At 55.2% G+C, this 23142-nt stretch carries 22 protein-coding genes and 1 pseudogene; 17 read left to right on the top strand and 6 right to left on the bottom strand.

Annotated features, from left to right (window positions below):
- The first annotated feature begins 60 nt into the window (after positions 1 to 60).
- Positions 61 to 822, top strand: coding sequence for a thiol:disulfide interchange protein DsbG (gene dsbG / locus ACUTQW_RS08270; protein WP_006326161.1), 762 nt, complete (start codon positions 61 to 63; stop codon positions 820 to 822).
- Positions 823 to 872: 50 nt separating this feature from the next.
- Here the strand turns inward: dsbG and oxlT are convergent, their stop codons facing one another.
- Entirely contained in the window at positions 873 to 2129 is a 1257-nt protein-coding gene (oxlT, locus tag ACUTQW_RS08265) for an oxalate/formate MFS antiporter (protein ID WP_020439263.1), read from the bottom strand.
- Between the two features lie 603 nt (positions 2130 to 2732).
- On the opposite strand from oxlT, the gene umuC reads away from it, so the two are divergent.
- Positions 2733 to 4001 (top strand): translesion error-prone DNA polymerase V subunit UmuC, encoded by a 1269-nt coding sequence (umuC, locus tag ACUTQW_RS08260; protein WP_037433084.1) that lies wholly within the window; start codon positions 2733 to 2735, stop codon positions 3999 to 4001.
- A 443-nt stretch (positions 4002 to 4444) separates the two neighbouring features.
- Here the strand turns inward: umuC and ACUTQW_RS08255 are convergent, their stop codons facing one another.
- Entirely contained in the window at positions 4445 to 4795 is a 351-nt protein-coding gene (locus ACUTQW_RS08255) for a hypothetical protein (RefSeq protein ID WP_006326157.1), read from the bottom strand.
- Positions 4796 to 5230: 435 nt separating this feature from the next.
- On the opposite strand from ACUTQW_RS08255, the gene kynA reads away from it, so the two are divergent.
- The 3 genes and pseudogenes from kynA (at position 5231) to pcp (ending at position 6930) form a co-directional block, all read left to right on the top strand.
- On the top strand, positions 5231 to 6073 hold the full coding sequence (gene kynA, locus ACUTQW_RS08250; protein WP_006326156.1) for a tryptophan 2,3-dioxygenase: 843 nt from the start codon (positions 5231 to 5233) through the stop codon (positions 6071 to 6073).
- Positions 6074 to 6101: 28 nt separating this feature from the next.
- Positions 6102 to 6176: pseudogene (locus tag ACUTQW_RS08245) on the top strand (DNA gyrase inhibitor SbmC); the annotation flags it as partial.
- Between the two features lie 106 nt (positions 6177 to 6282).
- Positions 6283 to 6930: a pyroglutamyl-peptidase I gene (gene pcp, locus ACUTQW_RS08240; RefSeq protein WP_020439251.1), complete on the top strand. Its 648-nt coding sequence runs from the start codon at positions 6283 to 6285 to the stop codon at positions 6928 to 6930.
- A gap of 57 nt (positions 6931 to 6987) precedes the next feature.
- On the opposite strand, the gene ACUTQW_RS08235 is transcribed toward pcp, so the two are convergent.
- The 3 genes from ACUTQW_RS08235 to ydgT all read right to left on the bottom strand — a co-directional run bounded on the left by ACUTQW_RS08235 (position 6988) and on the right by ydgT (position 8981).
- Positions 6988 to 8022, bottom strand: a complete 1035-nt coding sequence (locus ACUTQW_RS08235; RefSeq protein WP_004946161.1) for an NADP-dependent oxidoreductase — start codon at positions 8020 to 8022, stop codon at positions 6988 to 6990.
- 172 nt (positions 8023 to 8194) lie between these two features.
- The gene (uspC, locus tag ACUTQW_RS08230) at positions 8195 to 8614 is read right to left on the bottom strand and encodes a universal stress protein UspC (protein ID WP_004946159.1); all 420 of its coding nucleotides are present in this window, start codon (positions 8612 to 8614) and stop codon (positions 8195 to 8197) included.
- 151 nt (positions 8615 to 8765) lie between these two features.
- Complete coding sequence (gene ydgT, locus ACUTQW_RS08225; RefSeq protein WP_004946155.1) at positions 8766 to 8981, bottom strand: transcription modulator YdgT; 216 nt, start codon at positions 8979 to 8981, stop codon at positions 8766 to 8768.
- Between the two features lie 1421 nt (positions 8982 to 10402).
- Between ydgT and flhD the strand changes: the two genes are divergently transcribed.
- The 6 genes from flhD to cheW all read left to right on the top strand — a co-directional run bounded on the left by flhD (position 10403) and on the right by cheW (position 16069).
- Entirely contained in the window at positions 10403 to 10753 is a 351-nt protein-coding gene (gene flhD / locus ACUTQW_RS08220) for a flagellar transcriptional regulator FlhD (RefSeq protein WP_004946152.1), read from the top strand.
- Positions 10753 to 11337 (top strand): flagellar transcriptional regulator FlhC, encoded by a 585-nt coding sequence (gene flhC / locus ACUTQW_RS08215; protein WP_004946150.1) that lies wholly within the window; start codon positions 10753 to 10755, stop codon positions 11335 to 11337. The genes flhD and flhC overlap by 1 nt, the downstream gene beginning before the upstream one ends.
- 158 nt (positions 11338 to 11495) lie before the next feature.
- Positions 11496 to 12386, top strand: coding sequence for a flagellar motor stator protein MotA (motA, locus tag ACUTQW_RS08210; protein ID WP_006326150.1), 891 nt, complete (start codon positions 11496 to 11498; stop codon positions 12384 to 12386).
- Complete coding sequence (gene motB, locus ACUTQW_RS08205) at positions 12383 to 13348, top strand: flagellar motor protein MotB (protein WP_006326149.1); 966 nt, start codon at positions 12383 to 12385, stop codon at positions 13346 to 13348. Before motA ends, motB begins: the two co-directional genes overlap by 4 nt.
- Before the next feature lie 4 nt (positions 13349 to 13352).
- A complete protein-coding gene (cheA, locus tag ACUTQW_RS08200; RefSeq protein WP_261149441.1) occupies positions 13353 to 15323 on the top strand; it encodes a chemotaxis protein CheA in 1971 nt (656 codons plus the stop codon).
- 245 nt (positions 15324 to 15568) lie between these two features.
- Positions 15569 to 16069 carry a chemotaxis protein CheW gene (gene cheW / locus ACUTQW_RS08195; protein WP_004946138.1) on the top strand — a complete coding sequence of 167 codons (501 nt, stop codon included), beginning with the start codon at positions 15569 to 15571 and terminating at the stop codon, positions 16067 to 16069.
- Positions 16070 to 16160: 91 nt separating this feature from the next.
- Here cheW and ACUTQW_RS08190 read toward each other — a convergent pair whose 3' ends face one another.
- Positions 16161 to 16364, bottom strand: coding sequence for a hypothetical protein (locus ACUTQW_RS08190; RefSeq protein ID WP_037431160.1), 204 nt, complete (start codon positions 16362 to 16364; stop codon positions 16161 to 16163).
- A 276-nt stretch (positions 16365 to 16640) separates the two neighbouring features.
- Between ACUTQW_RS08190 and tsr the strand changes: the two genes are divergently transcribed.
- From tsr to cheZ, 6 genes are all read left to right on the top strand, one after another.
- On the top strand, positions 16641 to 18308 hold the full coding sequence (gene tsr, locus ACUTQW_RS08185) for a methyl-accepting chemotaxis protein (RefSeq protein WP_110605843.1): 1668 nt from the start codon (positions 16641 to 16643) through the stop codon (positions 18306 to 18308).
- 84 nt (positions 18309 to 18392) lie between these two features.
- Positions 18393 to 20018 carry a methyl-accepting chemotaxis protein gene (locus tag ACUTQW_RS08180; RefSeq protein ID WP_037433078.1) on the top strand — a complete coding sequence of 542 codons (1626 nt, stop codon included), beginning with the start codon at positions 18393 to 18395 and terminating at the stop codon, positions 20016 to 20018.
- 28 nt (positions 20019 to 20046) lie between these two features.
- Positions 20047 to 20919, top strand: a complete 873-nt coding sequence (cheR, locus tag ACUTQW_RS08175; protein ID WP_004946129.1) for a protein-glutamate O-methyltransferase CheR — start codon at positions 20047 to 20049, stop codon at positions 20917 to 20919.
- Entirely contained in the window at positions 20919 to 21968 is a 1050-nt protein-coding gene (locus ACUTQW_RS08170; RefSeq protein ID WP_198640674.1) for a protein-glutamate methylesterase/protein-glutamine glutaminase, read from the top strand. The genes cheR and ACUTQW_RS08170 overlap by 1 nt, the downstream gene beginning before the upstream one ends.
- A 68-nt stretch (positions 21969 to 22036) precedes the next feature.
- Positions 22037 to 22426 (top strand): chemotaxis response regulator CheY, encoded by a 390-nt coding sequence (gene cheY / locus ACUTQW_RS08165; RefSeq protein ID WP_006326141.1) that lies wholly within the window; start codon positions 22037 to 22039, stop codon positions 22424 to 22426.
- A gap of 10 nt (positions 22427 to 22436) precedes the next feature.
- Entirely contained in the window at positions 22437 to 23081 is a 645-nt protein-coding gene (cheZ, locus tag ACUTQW_RS08160) for a protein phosphatase CheZ (RefSeq protein WP_006326140.1), read from the top strand.
- Positions 23082 to 23142 lie beyond the last annotated feature (61 nt).

Raw genomic sequence — 23142 nt, 5'->3', positions numbered from 1 at the left:
GAGATCCGGTGGTTTGTGATATAAAGGCCCGTAACGAGTACCTATTATATGGAGATAAGAGTGAACAAATACCTCCTCGCGTTATCTGCTGCGCTTATCGGCACGCAGGTTCAGGCTGCAACGCCTGCTGAGCTTCCCGCACCGGTCAAACAGCTGGAAAAACAAGGTATTGAAATCATCAAACCCTTCACCGCGCCAGGTGGCGTTCAGGGATGGTTGGGAAAATACCGGGGAACGGGGGTGACAATTTATCTGACCCCCGATAAAAAACATGCCATATCAGGTTATATGTACGATGAGAACGGCAGTAACCTGAGCGAAAAAGTCATACAAGAGGAGATTTACATTCCTGCTGGCCGGGAGATGTGGCAAACGCTCTTAAAGGCGCCAGGCATCATGGAAGGCAACGATAAGGCAAATTGCCAGATTGTCGTGTTTGCCGATCCTTTCTGCCCATATTGTAAAAAGTTCAGACAGGAAGTGCAGCCCTATATCAACGACAATAAAATCGCCATGAAAACGCAGTTGGTCGCTGTCATGCAGCCCGACAGCGGCCGTTACGCGGCGGCGATATTGTCTGCTGATAACCCCGCGAAGGTGTGGCAGGATTTCGAACTGTCTGGCGGCAAAAGCAAGCCGGCACTCCTGGAAAAAACGCCGCAACCGATTTTTTCCCAGATCCAGTACAACCAGAAATTGATGGACGATCTGGGCGCCAACGGCACACCGGCGATTTATTATCTGAACCATGCCAACGTGCTTCAACAGATCGCCGGTCTGCCGGATAAAGAGCAAATGGCCAATCTTGTGGCTTGTAAATAGTTCGCATGCCGTTTGCAGGGTGACCACGGCTCAGATCACCCTGCGTATTATCAGCCGTGTTGGCGCATAAAGCGTGAGCGCCAGGGTTTCAGCACCCAAAGGGCCAGTGCGGCGGTGATAAAATCAAAGGAAATCGCCATGCCAAAAACAACGTGCCATCCTTGCGTGTGTTGATAAAGCAGTGCCGCCAACGGGCCGCCAAAAATAGAGCCGATCCCTTGCGACATGTACAGCCAGCCATAGTTGGCGGTGGCGTTTTGGCTGCCGAAGGTATCGGTTAATGTTGCAGGGAACAAAGAAAATATCTCCCCCCAACCAAAAAACACCACGCCGGAAAGTAAAACGAATAACAGCGGGTCCTCACGGCACATCAGCCATAGCGTCATTGCGACACCTTCGAGCGCAAAGGCGATAAACATGGTTTTTTCCCGGCCATAGCGGTCGGAAATAAAACCGAACAGCGGGCGAGTCAGCCCATTGGTGAAGCGATCGAGGGTTAACGCCAGGGGCAGCGCCGCCAGGCCAAAAACCACCGCCTGACTGATGCCAAAATCTTCCGCGAAAATAGCCATCTGTGACGTCACCATCAACCCAGAGGTGGACATCATTGCCATCATGACAAACATCAGCCAGAACAGGGGCTGACGCAGCATTTCTTTTGATGTGAACTGACGTTTGTTCTGCTCCAGCTTGGTGCTGGTCGGCTGCAAGTCAACATTGACCGGTACTTTCAACCCTTGGCTGGCCAGAAAGCCCACCAGGGCAAAGAGGCCGCCGAAGACCATCATGGTCTGATCCAGCCCGTAGCTGCCCAGAGAAATGCTGATGGGAAAGGTGGTTAAAATCGCCCCCATGCCATATCCGGCAGCCACGGCACCGGCGGCAAAACCGCGCTGTTGCGGAAACCACTTGACCATCAGCCCAACGACGCCGATATACACAATGCCGGTACCCAGTCCACCGAGACAGCCATACACCAGATAGAGCTCAGTCAGGCTGCTGACCTGGGATGAAATAATCCAGCTAAATCCCGACAACAGCGTGCCGATGGAGATTAATATCCGTGGCCCAAAGCGATCGATAAGTTTGCCCTGGAAGGGTGAGAAGAAGGTTTGCAATATGATGAGCAGCGAAAAGGTGACCTGTAACGCGGGCAGATCAACGCCCAGTTTGGCCGATAGCGATTTGGTCAATAATGTCCAAACATATTGTGGGCTGGAAATCGCCGCCATACAGATCAACCCCAACAGGAGTTGTGTCCACCGCTGATTGCTTTTTTCTATTACTGACTCGCTGACTAGGGTCATTTAAATCTCCCAAGATATAAGTGTTGTGTCTGCCGATGCAGATGAATGAGCATTAAGCGTGCCAGAATAAAAAATAAATAATAAATCCTTTATTTAACAATCTGATGTATTTTGTTTTCTGTAATTAAAGATACGTTTAAATTAAATTTTGGTGGAATTGATAAATGATATTTCGCACGGGTATAGTGCAGATGAGCAACCTTAGTGCGGCATTAATTAATATAATCGATAGTTTAAGTATAAATATTCCTAAATAGAGGAAGGGAATAGCTAATGATGACGCCGTGACGTTATGCATGCCTTTATGATGAACCGCATGTTTGGGGGGAGTCTGTAGCGAAGCCTGCATACCAACCGGGCATTTATGTTGGGCGGAATGCGGTTTCGGCTCACGGCTGGCCAGGCAACCAAATTTCACAGAAAATGATTGCCTTAGCGCTTCACACCGCATCCTGCCGGCAAAGTTGCTTGCAGGGCGGTAATTTTTGTTTATCATTAACTGTATATATATACAGTTAAGTTATGCATTATGAAGACACGTCAACCCTGTTGCCCAAAACCCGATGCGATCATGCCGAACCCTTGCTATGGAGTGGCCTGACGATGTTTGCTCTGATGGACGTGAACAGCTTTTATGCCTCCTGCGAGACGGTTTTTCGGCCAGATCTTAAAGGTAAGCCAGTGATAGTCCTGTCCAATAACGACGGGTGCGTGATCGCCCGTAGCGCCGAGGCCAAGAAGCTGGGCGTGCCGATGGGGGCGCCGTATTTCAAGATCAAAGAGGAGATGCGCCGCCGCAATGTGGCGGTGTTCTCTTCCAATTACGCGCTGTATGCCGATATGTCCCACCGGGTGATGAGCATTCTGGACGAGATGGCGCCGGCGGTGGAAATCTATTCGCTGGACGAAGCCTTTCTGCGGTTGGATGGCGTTAATCGCTGTGCCGATCTGGCGCAGTTTGGCCGCCAGGTGCAACAAAGGATTTTGCAGGAGACGCATTTGGCCGTCGGCGTGGGCATTGCGCCCAGCAAGACGCTGGCCAAGTTGGCCAATTACGCCGCCAAGCGTTGGCCAGGTACCCGGGGCGTGGTGGATCTTTCGGATCCTGTCCGTCAGCGCAAGCTGTTGGCGTTGATAGCGGTAGAGGAAGTGTGGGGCGTCGGCCGCCGACTGACCCGGCAGCTGCGGGCGATGGGGATTGAAAACGCATTGCAACTGGCGGATTGCGACACCCGGCTGGTGCGCAAAACGTTCAGCGTGGTGCTGGAACGCACGGTGCGCGAGCTGCGCGGGGAATCCTGCTTGCAACTGGAGGATGAGGCCGCGGCCAGAGAGCAGATTATCTGCTCACGTTCGTTCGGCCAGCGGTTGACCCATTACCCGCATATGCGGGAGGCGATTTGCAGCTATGCGGAGCGCGCGGCGGAAAAACTGCGGCAGGACGAACGCTATTGCCGCAGCGTGTCGGTCTTTATCAAAACGAGCCCACATTCCGCAGGTGAGGGTTACTACAGCAACCTGGGCACCGCCCGGCTGCAAACGCCGAGCAACGACAGCCGCGATATTATTGCCATGGCAGTGCGTGCGCTGGAAAGCATCTGGCGGGAGGGCTGCCGTTACCTGAAAGGCGGCGTGATACTGGGGGATTTCAGTGCCGGTACCATGGCGCAAATTGACCTGTTCGACGACTGCCCGCCGCGGCGCAACAGCGGCCAACTGATGGCGACGCTGGACAAACTCAACCGGGAAGGGCGCGGCCGCATCTGGTTTGCCGGGCAAGGCATCGTCAAGCCGTGGCAAATGAAACGCGAAATGCTGTCACCGGGTTATACCACTAAATTTAGCGATATTATCAAGGTTAGGGTTGGCTGAGTCCGAGCCAGCCTCGCAAAGGGGATTGAGTATGGCTGCCTGATGGTAGTGGTTTGCTGTGATATTCATTTACTTTTTCGTAAGAAATCATAGAGCTTTAAGGATAAAGAAACAAAAAAGTAGCCGGTGGCGAGGGTAATCATAAATTTGGATATGCCCGCGGGTGCAGAGAACACGGAGCCCGGTGTTAACACTCCGGCCCCACTAAGGAAAGGGGAGATGGAAAGTATGGCGAAAAATATAATTATGGGTCTGATGATTTTATCCATTTATAACTCGTTGTTAATCTATAAGACGGCAGGTGTTAACTGCCGCCTTTAATTAATGAATTCCCAGGTGGTTGCGTTGTTATAATTCAAAATGGGCAGGCTAATTCTCTACAGGAGACTTGCCGAAAGTGAACCTGACAACAAAATATAGAAATCATTTTTTAGTGTGAACGCTTACCAGGAACAACTGCCACCTGCGCTTGACCCGCACTTGTTGCCGCCTTTACCCATTCCTACGTTGCCGCCGCCTTTACTGGTGTCTTGGAAACATTTCCCGGTAATTGCGCCGCCAATCAAGCCAGCGGCTATACCGGGTAACCCACCAAATGCGCCCAATGCCGCACCAACGCCCATCCCATTGATACAGTCTTCCGAGGTATTGTTGGCGTAGTAATTACCTGAACCACGGTTGTTACCGGATTGACTTCCACCCTTATTTCTTCCGCCATTATCGGTACGATCGCCACCATTATTGCCGCGACCGCCGGCGATAGAGTCGAACCAAACTGCATCAACTATTTCCATAACCAACTCCTTTTGAATATATGATTTATTGTAATGCTGACCTCTGTAAGGTGATTAATTATTATCGCATGGCAATTATCATATCAAGTGTTTTTTTAGAAAATAAAACGGAAAGATAAATATGTTATTGGTTGCGGTAAGCTGATGTATTAAATAATGCGAGTAAGGCTAATCGATATTGATTCACTGTAATGTTACCGTTTGGTTTGTTATTTGCTTTCGATATTTTCAGGTTCTCGCGCCAGGTATTCCGCGCCGGGAATGAGACTCCTCCTGCACCTTTACCGATACGAGATTACCCCTGGCCTCATCATGACCAAGATCTGCGAGGCAACTCTCGTTTATAGTCCGCCGGGCGTGAGGGTTCTGTACTATTGTTTTCTCTTTGCAGCACGTTCCACGCCGCTTCCGGCCGTGGTACCGCGGAGAGTACAGATGAACAAACGAGAATTAGAAAGCGCGATTGTCACCGATTTTTCCAAACGCATGAGCTACGGCGATTACCTGTGCCTGGACCAGTTGCTGGATTGCCAGCATCCGCTGTCCAACCCGCAGCATCATGATGAAATGCTGTTCGTGGTGCAGCACCAAACCTCTGAGCTGTGGATGAAGCTGATGCTGCATGAACTGCAGGCGGCACGAGCGTTGGTACAACAAGACAAGCTCAGCCACTGTTTCAAGATCCTGGCCAGGGTCAAACAGATTCAGCGGCTGCTGTTTGAACAATGGGCGGTGCTGGAAACCCTGACGCCGTCAGAGTATGTTGAATTCCGTGACGTGCTGGGCAACTCCTCGGGCTTCCAGTCCCATCAATATCGCTCCATCGAGTTTTTACTGGGCAACAAGAATGCGGCCATGCTGGCGGTGTTCAGTAATGATGCGGAAAAACACGCGGCGCTGAAAGCGATCCTCGAGGCGCCAAGCCTGTACGACGAATACCTGCTCTACCTGTCCCGCCACGGCCTGCCGATCCCGCAGGAATGTATCGACCGCGACTGGACGCAGCCATACCAACGCAACCCGAATCTGTTGCCGGCGTTCAAAGAGATCTACGACCACCCGCAAAAGTATTGGGAAGCCTATGAAATGGCCGAGAAGCTGGTGGATATAGAAGAAAGCTTCCACCTGTGGCGTTTCCGTCATATGAAGACGGTAGAGCGCATTATCGGCTTCAAATCGGGTACCGGTGGCTCCAGCGGCGTCAGCTTCCTGAAAAAGGCGCTGGATCTGACCTTCTTCCCGGAGTTGCTGGATGTGCGCACCGAAATTGGTGCCTAGCGGGCAGGGACCTTGCCCGTAGACCATTGAGCACTATCTCAACGACTGTGAAGCAGACGGCTATTTCGATCTCGATATTTATCAATCGGTGAAGAAAATATAGCCACAGGCCCTGGCGCACCGGTATATGCGGATAACATATTTCCATAATCATATTGTCGCGTTTAGGCTGATACCCTAGGAATTTAAGCACAGCATAAGGTGTAGCGATGGAGAGGGTATTGGTGACCGGCATCGAGCCGTTTGATGGCGACGACGTAAACCCGTCATGGCAGGTTGCGCAGGCTTTGGCAGGGGAACATATCGCCGGTGCGGAAATCGTGGTGCGCGAGCTTGCCTGTGTGCTGGGGCTGTCCAACCAACAGCTGATTGCGGCGATCGAAGAGCTGCATCCCGTTGCCGTTATCTGCCTGGGGTTGGCCGGCGGGCGCGGGGAGATTTCCGTTGAGCGGGTGGCCGTCAATCTGATCGACGCCCGCATTCCCGATAATGCCGGTAAACAGCCGATAGACGTGCCGGTGGTAGAAGGTGGGCCGGTCGGTTATTTCTCTACACTGCCGGTGAAGGCGATTGTGCAGAACTTGCGCCGGCAGGGTATTCCGGCGGCGGTGTCTCATACTGCCGGTACCTATAACTGCAACCAGCTTTTTTACGGGCTGAGCCACCACATTGCCAGCCATCATCTGGCGATAAAAGGCGGGTTTATTCACATTCCGTATAGCCATGAGCTGGCGGTCAATCATCCGGGCAAACCGAGCATGGCGCTGGCGGCCATGATCGACGCGGTGCGCAGCATCGTGCATACCACGTTGACGGTTGACGAGGACTTGACGATCGCCAGCGGCGCGCTGCACTGAGGCTGTTGGATTGAAGTCATGCCAGGGCGTAGCGGACCGCTGCGCCCTGGCTTTCGGTTACTCGTCGGCGACGCGGATCACCAGTTTGCCGAAGTTTTTCCCTTGTAACAGGCCGATAAACGCCTGTGGCGCATTTTCCAGCCCGTCGACCACATCTTCGCGGAACTTGATTTTTCCCTGCCCGACCCATTCGCCCATTTGCTGCAGGAAGTCACCGTACTCTGAGCCATAGTCATCGAAAATAATAAAACCCTGCATGCGGATGCGCTTACGTAAAATCAGCCCCTGCAGCATTGACAGCCGATCCGGGCCGTCGGGCAAACCGGTGGCATTATAGTGGGCAATAATGCCGCAGACCGGAATACGCGCCTTGGCGTTCAGCAGCGGCATTACCGCATCAAACACCGCACCACCGACGTTCTCGTAATAAATGTCGATCCCCTGCGGGCAAGCTGCGGCCAGCTGTTCGGCAAAGTCGGCAGCCCGGTGATCGACACAGGCATCGAAGCCCAGTTCTTCCACCACATAGCGGCATTTTTCCGCGCCGCCCGCCACGCCGACCACGCGACAACCTTTCAGTTTGGCTATCTGGCCAACGACCGAACCGACGGCGCCGCTGGCTGCGGCGACCACCAGGGTTTCACCGGGTTGCGGCCGGCCGATATCCAGCAGGCCCATATAAGCGGTAAAGCCCGGCATGCCCAAGACCCCGAGCAGGCGGGAAGGGTGTGTCTGTTGCGGGCCAAGGTTACGCAAGCCGCTGCCGTCAGACAGCGCATAATCCTGCCAGCCGTCGTAGCCCAGCACCCAATCGCCGGGTTTGAAATCAGGGTGTTGCGACGTGACAACGCGGGACACCGTACCGCCGACCATGACCTGGCCTATCTCCACCGGCGGCGCGTAAGAAGGCGCATCGCTCATACGGCCGCGCATGTAGGGATCAAGCGACAGATAGACGGTGCGTAAAAGTACCTGGCCGGCGGCGGGTTGCGGTATCGCCCCCGTTTCCAGGCGGAAATTGTCAGCGGTGGGTTCACCGTGCGGGCGTGAGGCCAGCAGGATGCGGCGGTTTTGTTGTTCAGATTGAGACATCAGGAACTCCTTATGCGGACAGAACCCTAAGTCTAGTCAATCCGCGGTAAGGGGGAATGGCCTAATGTGCTTCGGCGCTGCCCCCTTAAATCGGCAGGGCTATCACAGAGCTAAAAGTGCGTCATGAAGACGGCGGGGCAAAAGTGGCGGCTTTGCGGCAAACCGCCGGATATCAAAGCGGGACGATCAGCACGTCGATATGGCTGGTATTGATAAAACGCGCAGCAGAACAGGAGATCTTGTTCATCAGGCTGTCGCAGTGGTTGCCGCAGATCAGCAGATCAAACGGCTGGCGCTGGCGGGCGTAGCTCAGGCTATCGCTCAGTTCACCATGAACGATCAGCGTATCTGTTATTGGGTAATCGGCCCTCAACCGCAGTTCCTCCATAAACAGCAGCGTCTCTTCTTCCATCAGCGCACGCAAATCGCCCAGCATCGGCCCGGCGAAGTTATTGTACATTTCCGGGTTGGCGATCGTGCTCAGCAGGGTGATTTTGCCATTAGAGGGGCGCACGATGGAGACGGCTTTTTCAACCAGGCGGTGGCTGTCAGCCGCTACGGCAACAGTAACCAGAACGTTTTGATATCCCATCTTCCACCCCCGTTTCTCATGCTTAAGATAAAGAGTAGAGCCTGGTGCGTTTGATAAATGTGTTTTGTATCACGCGCGACAATAAATCGGAGATTATTGCCGCTATTTAGCAATAAAAGATAAAGGGGCTTTCGCGCGTAATGAAAGAAAATTAAAGCACCTGCGCCCACAGCGTTTTTGGTACCTTGCCCAAATCGAACAATTTACCGGCAACCAGTTCGGCACGACGGTGATCGGCCGCACGGTACATATTGCTCATTTCAATATCGTTATCAATGGAATAGTTAAGCTTGTCGTACACTTTTTCCACGCTGTCCAGACTGGAGCATTTGCGGAACGTCATCAGGTAATCGAAGGTATCATTCATGATTAAAATATAGCCTGTTAAGAGTAGTGGCCGGACGAAGAAACATCACGCGGTCACCCAGAACGGCGTCAAAAGAGTGATGTTCGACCTGAAAAATCAATTTCAAATGAATAAATTGCAATAGGGTAATAATCGGCTGCGCTGCCAGCGCCTTTGCGTGAAGAATAATAATATGCCCACGCGGTATCGGCAATGTCATCCTGTCGGTAAATACGCGAAATAGGGAAAGTCTCAGGTCGCTGGAGGAGGGCGGCGGGCCGACAAGGGCAACGAGGCGGGGGCAAGCCGGGGCGGTAAACGCTGAGCAGCATCCTCCTGAGGGGATTGTTTTCCTCGCGTTGAAGCTCTCCGACGGTCGAGCGCATTCACCTGAAACCCACCGTAGGGCGTCTTCAATTCTCTTATGGCAGCCGCTGACAACATTACCGACGTTATAGGGTTGGTTCTCTGGCCGCAGCGAATAATGAAATAGCTCGCCCGGAGAAAAAAGTAAAATAAAACTACGTTTTATTTTATATGGCGGTAAAAATGCACGGGTAAATTTTATCGAAAAATAATCGCCCAGCGATATTTAAATTTTTTACAATGAAAAAATGATTAAAGTTTTAATTATCTCTGCCGATAAAACGTTACGGGGAGACATAAGCCTAAATCCGCCGCCTTAACTCTGCAAATCGAGAAACATGTCGTTACGTCTGTTTTCTTGTTCATAACCCAAGCAACCCATTGTTAACCTAATATGCACTTTCGCTTAAAATTAAAACAGGCGATGAGCCGTTCTTTAAGTCAAATCTGAAACTTAATTCCCTTATAGTTTCCATGAGTTATTTTTGGAGTGTTGATAGTTTATTGTTAACTAAATGGTTATTTATACTGCGTTTACCGGCTATGAACAGATTTTTGTTCTGTTATTTTGGTTTGGTAATGCTTTTGTTCGAATTGATCTAAAAATGATATTTTTTTGGCTCATATGCATTGTTTTTAAGACGTTTTTTTACTTATGGCTGATTTTTAAGCAAAAACACGGTTAAAAAATGGACGTATAAGGGGGTATTTGGCTTAATTATTTTTTATTTTTGTGATCCATGTCACATTGTATTTAAAATTGCCGCCTACTTACGTTGTGTGTGCTAATGGTTCGGGGGTAGAGTTGCGCTGCTTTAGGAATAATCTTATTAATTTTGTAAAAATAGTTTCATGGTGACTACACACTATCGAAGCAAAATGCTGTACATCCATACACATTGGTTTGCGCACGTATCAAATACTGAATGATGGTCCGAATTTAGAGATGTTGAAAAATTTATAACGGCCGTTATTCAGGGATTCATTTGCCAACTTCGGGAACAAACCCAGGTCACGGGCGATAAAAATTATCACCCAGCGTATGTTTTTAAACATAGTCTGTCGGGATGGGGAATATGGGTACGTCTGAATTACTTAAGCATATTTATGACATAAATTTGTCATATTTACTTTTAGCACAGCGTCTGATTAATGATGAAAAAGCATCGGCGATGTTCCGTCTGGGTATCGACGAAGCCATGGCCGATGCGCTCGCTCAACTCACGTTACCGCAAATGGTCAAACTGGCTGAGACTAACCAGTTGGTCTGTCACTTCCGTTTTAACGAAAGCCATACTATCGAACGCCTGACGAAAGAGTCACGTGTGGACGATCTGCAGCAAATCCATACGGGCATTTTGCTATCAAGCCATTTACTGCAAGAACTATCGGCTAAAGACGGTAGTGCGACGAAGAAAAGAGCCTGATGATGGTAGAGAAAAGTATTGTTCAGGAAGCCAAGGACATCCAGCTGGCGATGGAATTGATTACGCTGGGTGCGCGTTTGCAGATGCTGGAAAGTGAAACTCAGCTCAGCCGCGGGCGGTTGATCAAACTCTATAAGGAATTGCGCGGCAGTCCGCCGCCGAAAGGAATGTTGCCGTTCTCTACCGACTGGTTTATGACCTGGGAACAGAACATCCATTCATCCATGTTTTACAACGCCTACAGTTTCCTGATGAAGAGCGGGTATTGCACCGGTGTCGAGGCGGTGATCAAAGCCTATCGTCTGTATCTGGAACAGTGCCCGCACCCGGCGGGGGAGACGCCGTTGCTGGCGCTGACCCGCGCCTGGACGCTGGTGCGTTTCGTCGATAGCGGCATGTTGCAGCTCTCCGCCTGCAACTGTTGTGGCGGCACTTTTATCACCCACGCGCACCAACCCTTGAACAGTTTTGTTTGCAGTTTATGCCAACCCCCTTCCCGCGCAGTAAAAAGACGTAAACTTTCGCCGCAACTGGCCGATATTATTCCTCAACAGCCGGACGAGCAGGTTAAACGCGCAATTTGAGCCGGCGGCAACGCCGGTTCGTCCAGACCTAAATCGACTTGTGAAACGCAGGGTTCGGTATACCGAACCCGTCGGCGCAGCTTGGACTGCTGCGCCGTTGCGGCTCAAAAGCGCGCTTATCCCACCTTCCATCCACATTGTTAATTTAAGGAATGCGTGTGTTAGTTATTTTGGGTTATCTCGTGGTATTGGGGGCGGTTTTTGGGGGGTACATGATGGTGGGGGGCCATCTCGGTGCGCTTTATCAACCGTCGGAGTTCTTGATCATCGGCGGTGCGGGCATCGGCGCTTTTATCGTAGGCAACAACGGTAAGGCGATAAAATCCACCCTACGCGCTATCCCCAAACTGATGCGCCGTTCGAAATACAGCAAGGATCTGTACATGGATCTGATGGCGTTGCTGTATCGCCTGCTGGCCAAATCCCGTCAACAGGGCATGTTGTCCCTCGAGTTCGATATCGATAACCCGCAGGAAAGTGAAATTTTTTCTAATTATCCCCGCATCCTTGCCGATAACACCCTGGTGGAATTTATTACCGATTACTTACGGCTGATGGTGAGCGGCAACATGAATGCGTTTGAGATTGAAGCGCTGATGGACGAAGAGATCGAAACCTTCGAACAGGAAAGCGAAGTGCCGGCCGGTAGCCTGGCGATGGTCGGCGACTCGTTGCCGGCCTTCGGCATTGTGGCGGCGGTGATGGGCGTGGTGCATGCGCTGGCCTCGGCCGATCGCCCGGCGGCCGAGTTGGGGGCACTTATCGCCAACGCGATGGTCGGTACCTTCCTCGGCATTTTGCTGGCCTACGGTTTTATCTCGCCGCTGGCGACCCTGCTGCGGCAGAAAAGCGCGGAAAACGTCAAAATGATGCAATGCATCAAGGTCACGCTGCTGTCGAGCCTGAACGGCTATGCGCCGCAGATTGCGGTCGAATTTGGCCGTAAAACACTGTACACCACCGAGCGGCCATCCTTCGTTGAGCTGGAAGAACACGTGCGCCGTGTTAAGGCGCCGGCGCAGCAGGCGACGGAAGAAGAGCAGGCATGAAACAGAATCACCCGGTCGTTCTGGTCAGAAAACGCAAATCGCATCAGGCGGGGCATCACGGTGGCTCCTGGAAGATTGCCTATGCTGACTTTATGACCGCCATGATGGCGTTCTTCCTGGTGATGTGGTTGCTGGCGATCGCCAGCCCCCAGGAGCTGACGCAAATCGCCGAATATTTCCGCACGCCCTTGAAGGTGGCGCTGACCACCGGCGACAAAAGCAGTTCGGAAAGCAGCCCGATCCCGGGGGGTGGGGATGACCCCACTCAGAAGGATGGGTTGGTGAAAAAACAGATCGATACGCTGGAGAAGCGTGACGAGGAACTGCGGCTCAACAAGCTGCGGGAAAAGCTGGATGAGCTGATTGAATCCGATCCGCGCCTGAAAGCGCTGCGTCCGCATCTGCTGATCAACATGATGGATGAAGGATTACGCATTCAGATCATCGATAGCCAGAACCGGCCTATGTTCAAAACCGGCAGCGCACAGGTAGAAAGCTACATGCGCGATATCTTGCGGGCCATTGCGCCGATCCTGAATGACCTGCCGAATAAAATCAGCCTGTCCGGTCATACCGACGATATTCCCTACGCCACCGGCGAGCGTGGCTACAGCAACTGGGAGCTTTCGGCCGATCGCGCCAATGCCTCGCGGCGCGAGCTGATCGCCGGCGGGTTGTCGGAGGGCAAGGTGCTGCGGGTGGTGGGCATGGCCGCCACCATGAGCCTGAAACAGCACGGTGCCGATGATGCCATCAACCGCCGCATCACCGTGCTGGTGCTGAACAAGCAAACCCAACAGGGCATTGAACACGAAAATGGCGAAAGCAACGCGATAGGCATCGCCCGGCCGGTTGATCTGAAGCCTCTGGCGCCGTCGGCAACGGCACCGGCGACCCTTATCGCCCCGGAGCAGCCGGCGGCTGTCCCTTCACCGACTAACAGCGACTCACAGCAGAGGTGACCCCGTGAGCATGGATATTAGCGCTTTTTATCAGACCTTTTTTGATGAAGCAGATGAGTTGCTGGCCGATATGGAGCAACACCTGCTGGAGCTGGATCCGCTGGCCCCGGACATTGAACCGCTGAACGCCATTTTCCGCGCAGCGCACTCGATCAAGGGCGGTGCGGCGACCTTCGGCTTCTCGGTGCTGCAGGAAACGACCCATTTGCTGGAGAACCTGCTGGACGGTGCGCGGCGTCAGGAGATGAGCCTGAGCACTGAAATTATCAACCTGTTTCTGGAAACCAAAGACATTATGCAGGAGCAACTGGACGCCTATAAAACGTCGCAAAAGCCAGACGCCGACAGCTTTGAATACATCTGTCAGGCGTTGCGGCAGCTTGCGCTGGACGCACAGCAGCAGGATGCTCCCGCTGCGCTTGCGTTGACGGAAACTGCCGTCGCCGCACCTTCGGCGACAGAGGGCGGGATGCGGGTTTGCCTCAGTGGCCTGAAGCCGAATGAAATCCCGCTGATGCTGGAAGAGTTGGGCAACCTGGGCGAGGTGAAAAACCCGCAGCAGACCGAAAGCAGCCTGGAAGTGACGCTGCTGACCTCTGTCGGCGAAGATGACATCAGCGCAGTGCTGTGTTTCGTGCTGGAGCCGGAGCAAATCAGCTTCGCCAAGCCGCCGCAGGCCGAGTTGCCGCCGGTGCCGACACCGCCAGCCGTTCAGGCTACGGAGCCGAGGGTAGCCATACCGGCGCCTGCGGTTGCCGAAGCGCCGAAACCGCGCGCCAAGGCCAACGAGTCGACCAGCATCCGCGTGGCGGTGGAAAAAGTTGACCAGTTGATCAACCTGGTCGGGGAACTGGTGATCACCCAGTCGATGCTGGCGCAGCGTTCCGGCAGCCTGGACCCGGTCAACCACGGCGATCTGCTCAACAGCATGAGCCAACTGGAGCGTAACGCGCGCGATCTGCAAGAGTCGGTAATGTCGATCCGCATGATGCCGATGGAGTACGTGTTCAGCCGCTTCCCGCGTCTGGTGCGCGATCTGGCCGGCAAGCTGAACAAGCAGGTGGAGCTGCAGTTGCAGGGCAGTTCTACCGAGTTGGACAAGAGTCTGATCGAACGCATTATAGATCCCCTGACGCACCTGGTGCGCAACAGCCTGGATCACGGCATCGAAGACCCGGCCACGCGCGTTGCTGCCGGTAAATCGGCTGTGGGTAATCTGGTTCTGTCGGCGGAGCATCAGGGCGGCAATATCTGCATTGAGGTGACCGACGACGGCGCCGGGCTGAACCGGGCAAAAATTCTCGCCAAAGCGGCGTCGCAGGGGCTGCCGGTCAGCGACAGCATGAGCGATGAAGAGGTCGGCATGCTGATCTTTGCGCCGGGTTTTTCCACCGCAGAGCAGGTGACCGATGTGTCGGGCCGCGGCGTCGGCATGGACGTGGTGAAGCGAAATATTCAGGAAATGGGTGGGCATGTAGAAATCCACTCGCAGGCAGGCAAGGGCACAGCGATTCGCATTTTGCTGCCGTTGACGCTGGCGATCCTCGACGGTATGTCGGTCAAGGTAAACGACGAAGTGTTTATCTTACCGCTCAATGCGGTGATGGAATCGTTGCAACCGCAGGCCGAAGACCTGCACCCGTTGGCCGGTGGCGAGCGGGTGTTGCAGGTACGCGGCGAATATTTGCCGCTGGTGGAGCTGTTCCGGGTGTTCGAGGTGGCAGGCGCCAAAACCGATGCCACTCAGGGCATTGTGGTGATCCTGCAAAGCGCCGGCCGCCGCTATGCGCTGCTGGTGGATCAGTTGATCGGCCAGCATCAGGTGGTGGTGAAGAATCTGGAAAGCAACTATCGCAAAGTGCCGGGGATTTCCGCCGCGACCATTCTGGGCGACGGCAGCGTGGCGCTGATTGTCGATGTGTCGGCGCTGCAAACGCTGAACCGCGAACAACGTCTGACGGACGCGGCTGCATAATAATAATGAGGTTGATGGCCGCGTTGTCTTTGAGTTCGAGATACCCGGGCCTGGCGCACCGAGGGGCTATTATGGGACACATCCCTGTGTCCCACCCTTCGGGCCGACTGGAAGTCGTTCCAATTTGCTCCCAGCAAATTGGTCGACGGCACAAGCCGTTACGACCCCTTCGGCACGCTCTCCCTAATAACGGACTTTGGCAGCCGTCTGATAATAACTAATCGATTGGTGTAGAGGTGAATGATATGGCAGGACTGGCAACCGTCAGCAAATTGGCTGGCGAAACGGTAGGGCAGGAGTTCCTGATTTTTACCTTGGGCAACGAGGAATATGGCATCGATATCCTCAAGGTGCAGGAGATCCGCGGATACGATCAGGTTACGCGCATCGCCAATACACCGGCCTTTATCAAGGGCGTCACTAACCTGCGTGGCGTGATTGTGCCGATTATCGATCTGCGGGTGAAATTTGCCCAGCAGGACGTGTCCTACGATGAAAACACCGTGGTGATTGTGCTGAACTTTGGCCTGCGGGTGGTGGGTATTGTGGTTGACGGCGTATCCGACGTGCTGTCGCTGACCACCGAGCAGATCCGCCCGGCGCCGGAGTTCGCCGTGACGCTGGCGACCGAATACCTGACCGGCCTGGGGTCGCTGGGCGATCGCATGCTGATTCTGGTGGATATCGAAAAGCTGCTGAGCAGCGAAGAGATGTCGCTGGTCGACAGCGTGGCGAAAAGCGCCTGATTGGCGATGAGACGGGTTCAGCATGCGGCAAGGGATCTCCGCCGCATGTTGCGCCCCAAAAACGGGTAGCGCCTGATGATGCATTGCCCGACTAATCGATATCCTTCAAGCGCAGCACGTATCTTTTCCAGACACGGCTGGTCACCAGCAGGTAACCGGCAGCGAACAGCGCCGCAACCGTGGCGCTGCGCAACAGGTTGACCTGCGTCGTTGAGTTCAACAGGCCGCTCAGCAGGTTGGCGGCCAAGAATCCTGCAAATACCCACGCCGCCCGTTTGATTCGTCGATTCTCCATCTCGTCCTCACAAATGCTTTCCGATGATGGCAGGATATTACGCCTGGCGGGCGTACGCGCCAAGCCCTGTGGCGATACGGGGGCTGCGTGCTGAACCCTGCATATGACAAAACAATATGCCGCCATTGTCTGCACCGCAGGGACGCCGTACGGTGCGCCCAAACCCCCAACCAAAAATAGTTACCTCCTCGCATAAAGTTCTGCCCCGCAGCGCCGATAACTCTGTCAATCAACAGACTTCGGGCCTGTCCGCGCGGGCTTTCAACAAGGGAAAACATGTTTAATCGTATGAAGGTGGTCACCAGCCTGTTGCTGGTACTGGTGTTATTTGGCGCCTTGCAGCTGGTTTCGGGCGGGCTCTTTTTCTCCTCACTAAAGAATGACAAAGAAAACTTCACCGTTTTGCAGACCATTCGCCAGCAGCAGTCCGATTTGAACGAAAGCTGGGTTAACCTGCTGCAGGCTCGCAATACGCTGAACCGCGCCGGGATCCGTTACATGATGGATGCCAATAAGATTGGCAGCGGCGCCAGCGTTACGGACCTGCTGGCTGGGGCCAAAAACAACCTGCTGGTGGCGGAACAACATTATGCCGCCTATGACAAAATTCCTCTAAGTCCTCGTCAGGACGCGCAGTCTGCCGAAAAGCTCAAACAGCAATACGGTATTTTGCACGGTGCGTTGTCCGAGTTGGTTCAACTGCTGGGTGAAGGCAAGATCAACGCCTTCTTCGACCAACCGACGCAAAGCTATCAGAACGGCTTTGAAGATATCTACAACACCTACCTGGCACAAAACGACAAGCTCTACCAAAGCGCGGTGGAAGACAGCAACAGCTCCTTCAGCTTCGCCATCTGGACGCTGGTCGTGGTGTTGGTCGTGGTGCTGGCGGTGATCGTATTGGTGTGGAGCGGTATCCACCACATTCTGGTGCGTCCGCTCAACCGCATGATCGATCATATCAAAATGATCGCCGCCGGCGATCTGACCCAACAGATTGCCGTGACCAGCCGCAATGAAATGGGCGTGCTGGCCGCCAGCCTCAAACACATGCAGAGCGAACTGATCGAGACCGTCAGCGGCGTGCGTCAGGGGGCCGACGCCATCTACAGCGGCGCATCCGAAATTGCCGCCGGCAATAACGATCTTTCTTCCCGTACCGAACAGCAGGCCGCCTCGCTGGAGGAAACCGCCGCCAGCATGGAGCAGTTGACCGCCACGGTGAAACAGAACGCCGAAAACGCCCGTCAGGCCAGCCAACTGGCGCTGAGCGCCTCCGAAACCGCGCAGAAGGGCGGCAAAGTGGTGGCCAACGTGGTGCAGACCATGCACGACATTGCCGGCAGTTCGCAGAAAATTGCCGACATTACCGGCGTGATCGACGGCATTGCTTTCCAGACCAACATCCTGGCGCTGAATGCGGCGGTAGAAGCGGCACGCGCCGGCGAACAGGGCCGTGGCTTTGCGGTGGTGGCGGGGGAAGTGCGTAACCTGGCCCAGCGCAGCGCGCAGGCAGCGAAAGAGATCAAGGGCCTGATCGAAGATTCCGTCAGCCGTGTCGATATGGGCTCGGTGCTGGTGGAAAGCGCCGGCGAGACCATGGGCGACATCGTAAACGCGGTCACCCGCGTCACTGACATCATGGGTGAAATCGCCTCGGCCTCCGACGAACAGAGCCGCGGTATCGATCAGGTCGGCCAGGCGGTGGCGGAAATGGACCGCGTCACCCAGCAAAACGCCTCGCTGGTAGAAGAGTCCGCCTCTGCGGCGGCGGCTCTGGAAGAGCAAGCCAGCATGCTGACGCAGTCGGTGGCGGTGTTCCGCCTGAAAGCGGAAGGCCAGGACGAATTCAAAATGCCTGCCGGCAAAGCCACCGTTCTCCCGGTACTCAACCATAAAAAAACGAACGCCAGCGATCTGCAGGATAACTGGGAAACGTTCTGACCGACATTGGGCCTCCTCGCAGTTCTGCGGGAGGCTTATTCCCCGTCGTAAGCTGGCCGCCGGCCGGCTGCAAGGAGGTTCACAGTGTTTAACCGAATCCGCGTCTCTACCAGTCTGTTTCTGTTGTTGATGACTTTTTGTGTTATGCAGTTGGCCACCAGCGGCTTGTCGTACACCGCTTTCCGTTCCGATCACCACAACCTGAACCTGATCACGCTCGGCAGCCAGCAGCGCGATGCCCTCAGCCTGAGCTGGGTATCGCTGCTACAGGCCCGCAATACGCTGAACCGCGCCGGCACCCGTTCGGCGCTTAAGCTGCCGCAAGAGCAGGTGAATGCGCTGATGGGCAATGCGCGCAGCTCACTGCAGAAAGCCGATCTCTATTTCAACCAGTTCCTGGCGGTACCGCGTCACAGCGAACAGGAACAGCAACTGACCGAAACCACCCAAGCCAGCTATAACCGACTGCGCAGCGCGCTGCACGAGCTGATTGGCTTCCTGGAGAACAACAACCTGCAGGCGTTTATGGACCAGCCGACGCAGAAAACCCAGGACCTGTTCGAGGCCGATTTTGTCCAGTATCTGCAACTGGTGAACGCCAATGTCGATGCGGCCAATGCCGCCAATCAGCAATCTTTCACCTTGTCCGGCTGGCTGGTGGGCGGTGCGGTGCTGATGCTTATCCTGGTGACCGGCAGCGCCCTGTGGTGGTTGCGCAATATGCTGGTGCAACCGCTGAATATCATGCGCAGCCATTTTGACCGCATCGCCGCCGGCGATCTGGCGACGCCGATCCAGGTTTATGGCCGCAATGAAATCAGCCAGCTGTTCGCCAGTCTGCAGCGCATGCAGCGTTCGCTGATTGGCACCGTCGGCGCAGTGCGCGATGGCGCAGAATCCATCCTGATTGGCCTGCAGGAAATCTCCGAGGGCAACAACGATCTCTCTTCGCGTACCGAACAACAGGCCGCCTCGTTGGAGGAGACCGCCGCCAGCATGGAACAGTTGACCGCCACGGTGAAGCAGAATGCCGACAATGCGCGCCAGGCCTCGCAACTGGCGCGCGATGCCTCCGCCACAGCAGCCAAGGGCGGCGAAATGGCCGGCGACGTGGTGACCACCATGCAGGATATCGCCAACAGTTCGCAGAAAATTGGCGCCATTACCAGCGTGATCGACGGCATTGCCTTCCAGACCAACATTCTGGCGCTGAACGCGGCGGTAGAAGCGGCGCGTGCCGGTGAGCAGGGGCGCGGTTTTGCGGTAGTGGCCGGTGAAGTGCGCAATTTAGCCAGCCGCAGCGCGCAGGCGGCGAAAGAAATCAAAGGGTTGATCGACGAATCGGTCAGCCGCGTGAAACAGGGTTCGGTGCTGGTGGAAAACTCCGGCGCGACCATGCAGGACATCGTGCGCTCGGTCACCCGGGTTACCGACATCATGGGCGAAATCGCTTCGGCGTCCGATGAACAGAGCCGCGGTATCGAGCAGGTCACGCAGGCGGTGACCCAAATGGATCAGGTAACCCAGCAGAACGCCGCGCTGGTGGAGGAAGCCGCTTCGGCAGCCTCCGCGCTGGAAGAGCAGGCGATAACCCTGGCCGACGCGGTGTCGGTATTCCGTCTGGCAGACGATAACTTCGCCGCGCCGGGCAACAATCAAGACGCAGTTTCACCCGTGGTAAAGGAAGCCTCAGATTGTCAAACCGCATAAGCAGCACGTTTTTTATGAGTGATAGGGTATGAAACAGGCGCCGTCGACCCCTAACCGGGATCCTGGGTCCTTACTGACGCAGATGGTGCAGCGCCTGCCGCTGTTGGACGTGCATTTTCGGCGTATCAGCCAACTGATTTACCAGCGCGCCGGCATTGTGCTGGCGGAACACAAGCGCGAGATGGTTTACAACCGCCTGGTACGCCGGCTGCGGTTGCTGGGGTTGAACGATTTCGGCGATTACCTGGCGCTGCTGGAAAGCGATCCGAACAGCGCCGAATGGCAGGCGTTTATCAATGCGCTGACCACCAACCTGACGGCATTTTTCCGCGAGGCGCACCACTTCCCGATCCTGGCGGAGCATGCGCGCCAGCGGCCCAACGGCTATTGCGTGTGGAGTACGGCGGCATCGACCGGGGAAGAGCCGTATTCGATCGCCATCACCCTGAACGAAGCGCTGGGGCAACGCGCCAGCGGCTGTCAGGTATGGGCCAGCGATATCGATACCCAGGTGTTGGAAAAGGCCGAAGCGGGCGTTTACCGCCACGAGGATCTGCGCACTCTGACGCCGGCGCAGATGCAGCGCTATTTTCTGCGCGGCACAGGTCCGCATCAGGGGCTGGTGCGGGTGCGGCCGGAGTTGGCGGCGCGGGTGAATTTCCAGTCGCTCAACCTGCTGGCGCCGGAATGGGCGCTGCCGGGGCAGTTTGACGCCATTTTTTGCCGCAACGTGATGATCTATTTCGATAAGGCGACGCAGGAGCGCATCCTGCGCCGCTTCGTGCCCTTGCTTAAACCGGGGGGCCTGATGTTTGCCGGCCACTCCGAGAATTTCAGCCAGATCAGCCGGGATTTCTACTTGCGTGGGCAGACCGTGTATGGCCTGACCAAGGAGAGGTAATGAGTAAAATCAGAGTATTGAGCGTAGACGATTCGGCCCTGATGCGGCAGTTGATGACCGAAATTGTGAACAGCCATCCCGATATGGAGATGGTAGCGACCGCGCCGGATCCGCTGGTGGCGCGCGACATGATCAAAAAGTTTAATCCGCAGGTGCTGACGCTGGACGTCGAAATGCCGCGCATGGACGGCCTGGATTTCCTGGAAAAGCTGATGCGTTTGCGGCCGATGCCGGTGGTGATGGTGTCGTCATTGACCGGCAAAGGATCGGAAATCACCCTGCGCGCGCTGGAGCTGGGGGCGGTTGATTTCGTCACCAAACCGCAGCTTGGCATCCGCGAAGGCATGCTGGCATACAGCGAACTGATTGCCGAGAAAATCCGTACGGCGGCCAAGGCGCGGTTACCGCAGCGCTCCAACAGCCCGGCACCGGCGATCCTTAGCCATACGCCGTTGCTGAGCAGCGAGAAGTTGATTGCCATCGGCGCCTCCACCGGCGGCACCGAAGCGATCCGTCAGGTGCTGCAACCGTTGCCGGCTACCAGCCCGGCGCTGTTGATCACCCAGCATATGCCGCCGGGTTTCACCCGATCGTTTGCCGAACGGCTGAACAAGCTATGCCAGATCACGGTGAAAGAGGCCGAGGACGGTGAGCGGGTGTTGCCGGGCCATGCTTATATCGCGCCGGGCGATCGCCATCTGGAACTGTCGCGCAGCGGCGCCAACTATCAGGTGAAGTTGAATGACGGCCCGCCGGTTAACCGTCACCGGCCTTCGGTGGACGTGCTGTTCCGTTCTGTCGCGCAGTTCGCCGGGCGCAATGCGGTTGGCGTGATCCTGACCGGCATGGGCAACGACGGCGCAGCGGGCATGCTGGAAATGCACCGCGCCGGCGCCTATACCCTGGCGCAGAACGAGGCAAGCTGCGTGGTGTTCGGCATGCCGCGCGAGGCTATCGCCACCGGCGGGGTGAATGAAGTGGTGGATCTGGATCGCATGAGCCAACGCATGCTGGCGCAAATTGCCGGTGGGCAGGCACTGCGTATTTGATTTTATATTGCTGCCTTACGGCGGTGGTGGTTTTGCACAATTGAACGGTTAACACCTTGGGAGTGAACATGGCAGATAAAAATCTCAGATTTCTGGTGGTGGACGATTTCTCCACTATGCGTCGCATCGTCAGAAATTTGTTGAAAGAGTTGGGCTTTAACAATGTTGAAGAGGCTGAGGACGGCGCGGATGCGCTGAACAAGCTGCGCGCCGGCGGTTTCGATTTTGTGGTATCAGACTGGAACATGCCGAATATGGACGGCCTCGAACTGCTGCAAACCATTCGCGCCGACGGCGCGCTGGCGGCGATGCCGGTACTGATGGTGACGGCGGAAGCCAAGAAAGAAAACATTATCGCGGCGGCGCAGGCCGGTGCCAGCGGTTACGTGGTGAAACCTTTTACGGCGGCGACGCTGGAAGAAAAGCTCAATAAGATCTTTGAAAAACTGGGCATGTAAGGAGAGGGCGATGAGAGACATTCCAATGCCTGCCAGCGATGCGGCGACTGCGGGAGAGATCATTTCCCGCATTGGTCAACTGACGCGCATGTTGCGCGACAGCATGCGTGAACTGGGGCTAGATCAGGCAATCGCCCAAGCGGCAGAGGCAATCCCGGATGCGCGCGATCGGCTTGATTACGTGGTCACCATGACGGCGCAGGCGGCGGAACGGGCGTTGAACTGCGTGGAAGCGGCGCAGCCGCGCCAGGCGGAGCTGGAGTCAGAGGCCAAAGCGCTGAAAGGGCGCTGGGACGACTGGTTTGCCGATCCGATCGAACTGGCCGACGCGCGCGCGCTGGTCACCGATACCCGGCAGTATCTGGAACAGGTGCCGGAACATACGGCGTTCACCAACGCCCAGTTGCTGGAAATCATGATGGCGCAGGATTTCCAGGACCTGACAGGGCAGGTGATCAAACGCATGATGGACGTGGTGCAGGAGATCGAAAAGCAGCTGCTGATGGTGCTGATGGAAAATATTCCAGAGCAGCCAGCGAAGGAGAAAAAACCGAACGACAGCTTGCTCAACGGCCCGCAGCTCGATCAAAACGGCGCCGGCGTTATCGCCAATCAGGCGCAGGTGGATGACCTGCTCGACAGCCTCGGTTTCTGACGTTTTCTGGGGCGCACATTATTGCGCCCCAGATGCCGCATGTGGGCGTAATGCCTGCGCT

It is taken from the genome of Serratia sp. TSA_7 (genome assembly GCF_052692135.1).
Note: the sequence above shows the minus strand (reverse complement) of the source record. Positions and strands in the feature narration are given on the sequence as shown.

What these genes read in the sequence shown, in the direction of transcription:
- oxlT (WP_020439263.1), bottom strand. Translation starts at nt 2,129, where the DNA reads ATGACCCTAGTCAGCGAGTCAGTAATAGAAAAAAGCAATCAGCGGTGG.
- umuC (WP_037433084.1), top strand. Translation starts at nt 2,733, where the DNA reads ATGTTTGCTCTGATGGACGTGAACAGCTTTTATGCCTCCTGCGAGACG.
- ACUTQW_RS08255 (WP_006326157.1), bottom strand. Translation starts at nt 4,795, where the DNA reads ATGGAAATAGTTGATGCAGTTTGGTTCGACTCTATCGCCGGCGGTCGC.
- kynA (WP_006326156.1), top strand. Translation starts at nt 5,231, where the DNA reads ATGAACAAACGAGAATTAGAAAGCGCGATTGTCACCGATTTTTCCAAA.
- pcp (WP_020439251.1), top strand. Translation starts at nt 6,283, where the DNA reads ATGGAGAGGGTATTGGTGACCGGCATCGAGCCGTTTGATGGCGACGAC.
- ACUTQW_RS08235 (WP_004946161.1), bottom strand. Translation starts at nt 8,022, where the DNA reads ATGTCTCAATCTGAACAACAAAACCGCCGCATCCTGCTGGCCTCACGC.
- uspC (WP_004946159.1), bottom strand. Translation starts at nt 8,614, where the DNA reads ATGGGATATCAAAACGTTCTGGTTACTGTTGCCGTAGCGGCTGACAGC.
- ydgT (WP_004946155.1), bottom strand. Translation starts at nt 8,981, where the DNA reads ATGAATGATACCTTCGATTACCTGATGACGTTCCGCAAATGCTCCAGT.
- flhD (WP_004946152.1), top strand. Translation starts at nt 10,403, where the DNA reads ATGGGTACGTCTGAATTACTTAAGCATATTTATGACATAAATTTGTCA.
- flhC (WP_004946150.1), top strand. Translation starts at nt 10,753, where the DNA reads ATGATGGTAGAGAAAAGTATTGTTCAGGAAGCCAAGGACATCCAGCTG.
- motB (WP_006326149.1), top strand. Translation starts at nt 12,383, where the DNA reads ATGAAACAGAATCACCCGGTCGTTCTGGTCAGAAAACGCAAATCGCAT.
- cheW (WP_004946138.1), top strand. Translation starts at nt 15,569, where the DNA reads ATGGCAGGACTGGCAACCGTCAGCAAATTGGCTGGCGAAACGGTAGGG.
- ACUTQW_RS08190 (WP_037431160.1), bottom strand. Translation starts at nt 16,364, where the DNA reads ATGGAGAATCGACGAATCAAACGGGCGGCGTGGGTATTTGCAGGATTC.
- tsr (WP_110605843.1), top strand. Translation starts at nt 16,641, where the DNA reads ATGTTTAATCGTATGAAGGTGGTCACCAGCCTGTTGCTGGTACTGGTG.
- cheR (WP_004946129.1), top strand. Translation starts at nt 20,047, where the DNA reads ATGAAACAGGCGCCGTCGACCCCTAACCGGGATCCTGGGTCCTTACTG.
- ACUTQW_RS08170 (WP_198640674.1), top strand. Translation starts at nt 20,919, where the DNA reads ATGAGTAAAATCAGAGTATTGAGCGTAGACGATTCGGCCCTGATGCGG.
- cheY (WP_006326141.1), top strand. Translation starts at nt 22,037, where the DNA reads ATGGCAGATAAAAATCTCAGATTTCTGGTGGTGGACGATTTCTCCACT.
- cheZ (WP_006326140.1), top strand. Translation starts at nt 22,437, where the DNA reads ATGAGAGACATTCCAATGCCTGCCAGCGATGCGGCGACTGCGGGAGAG.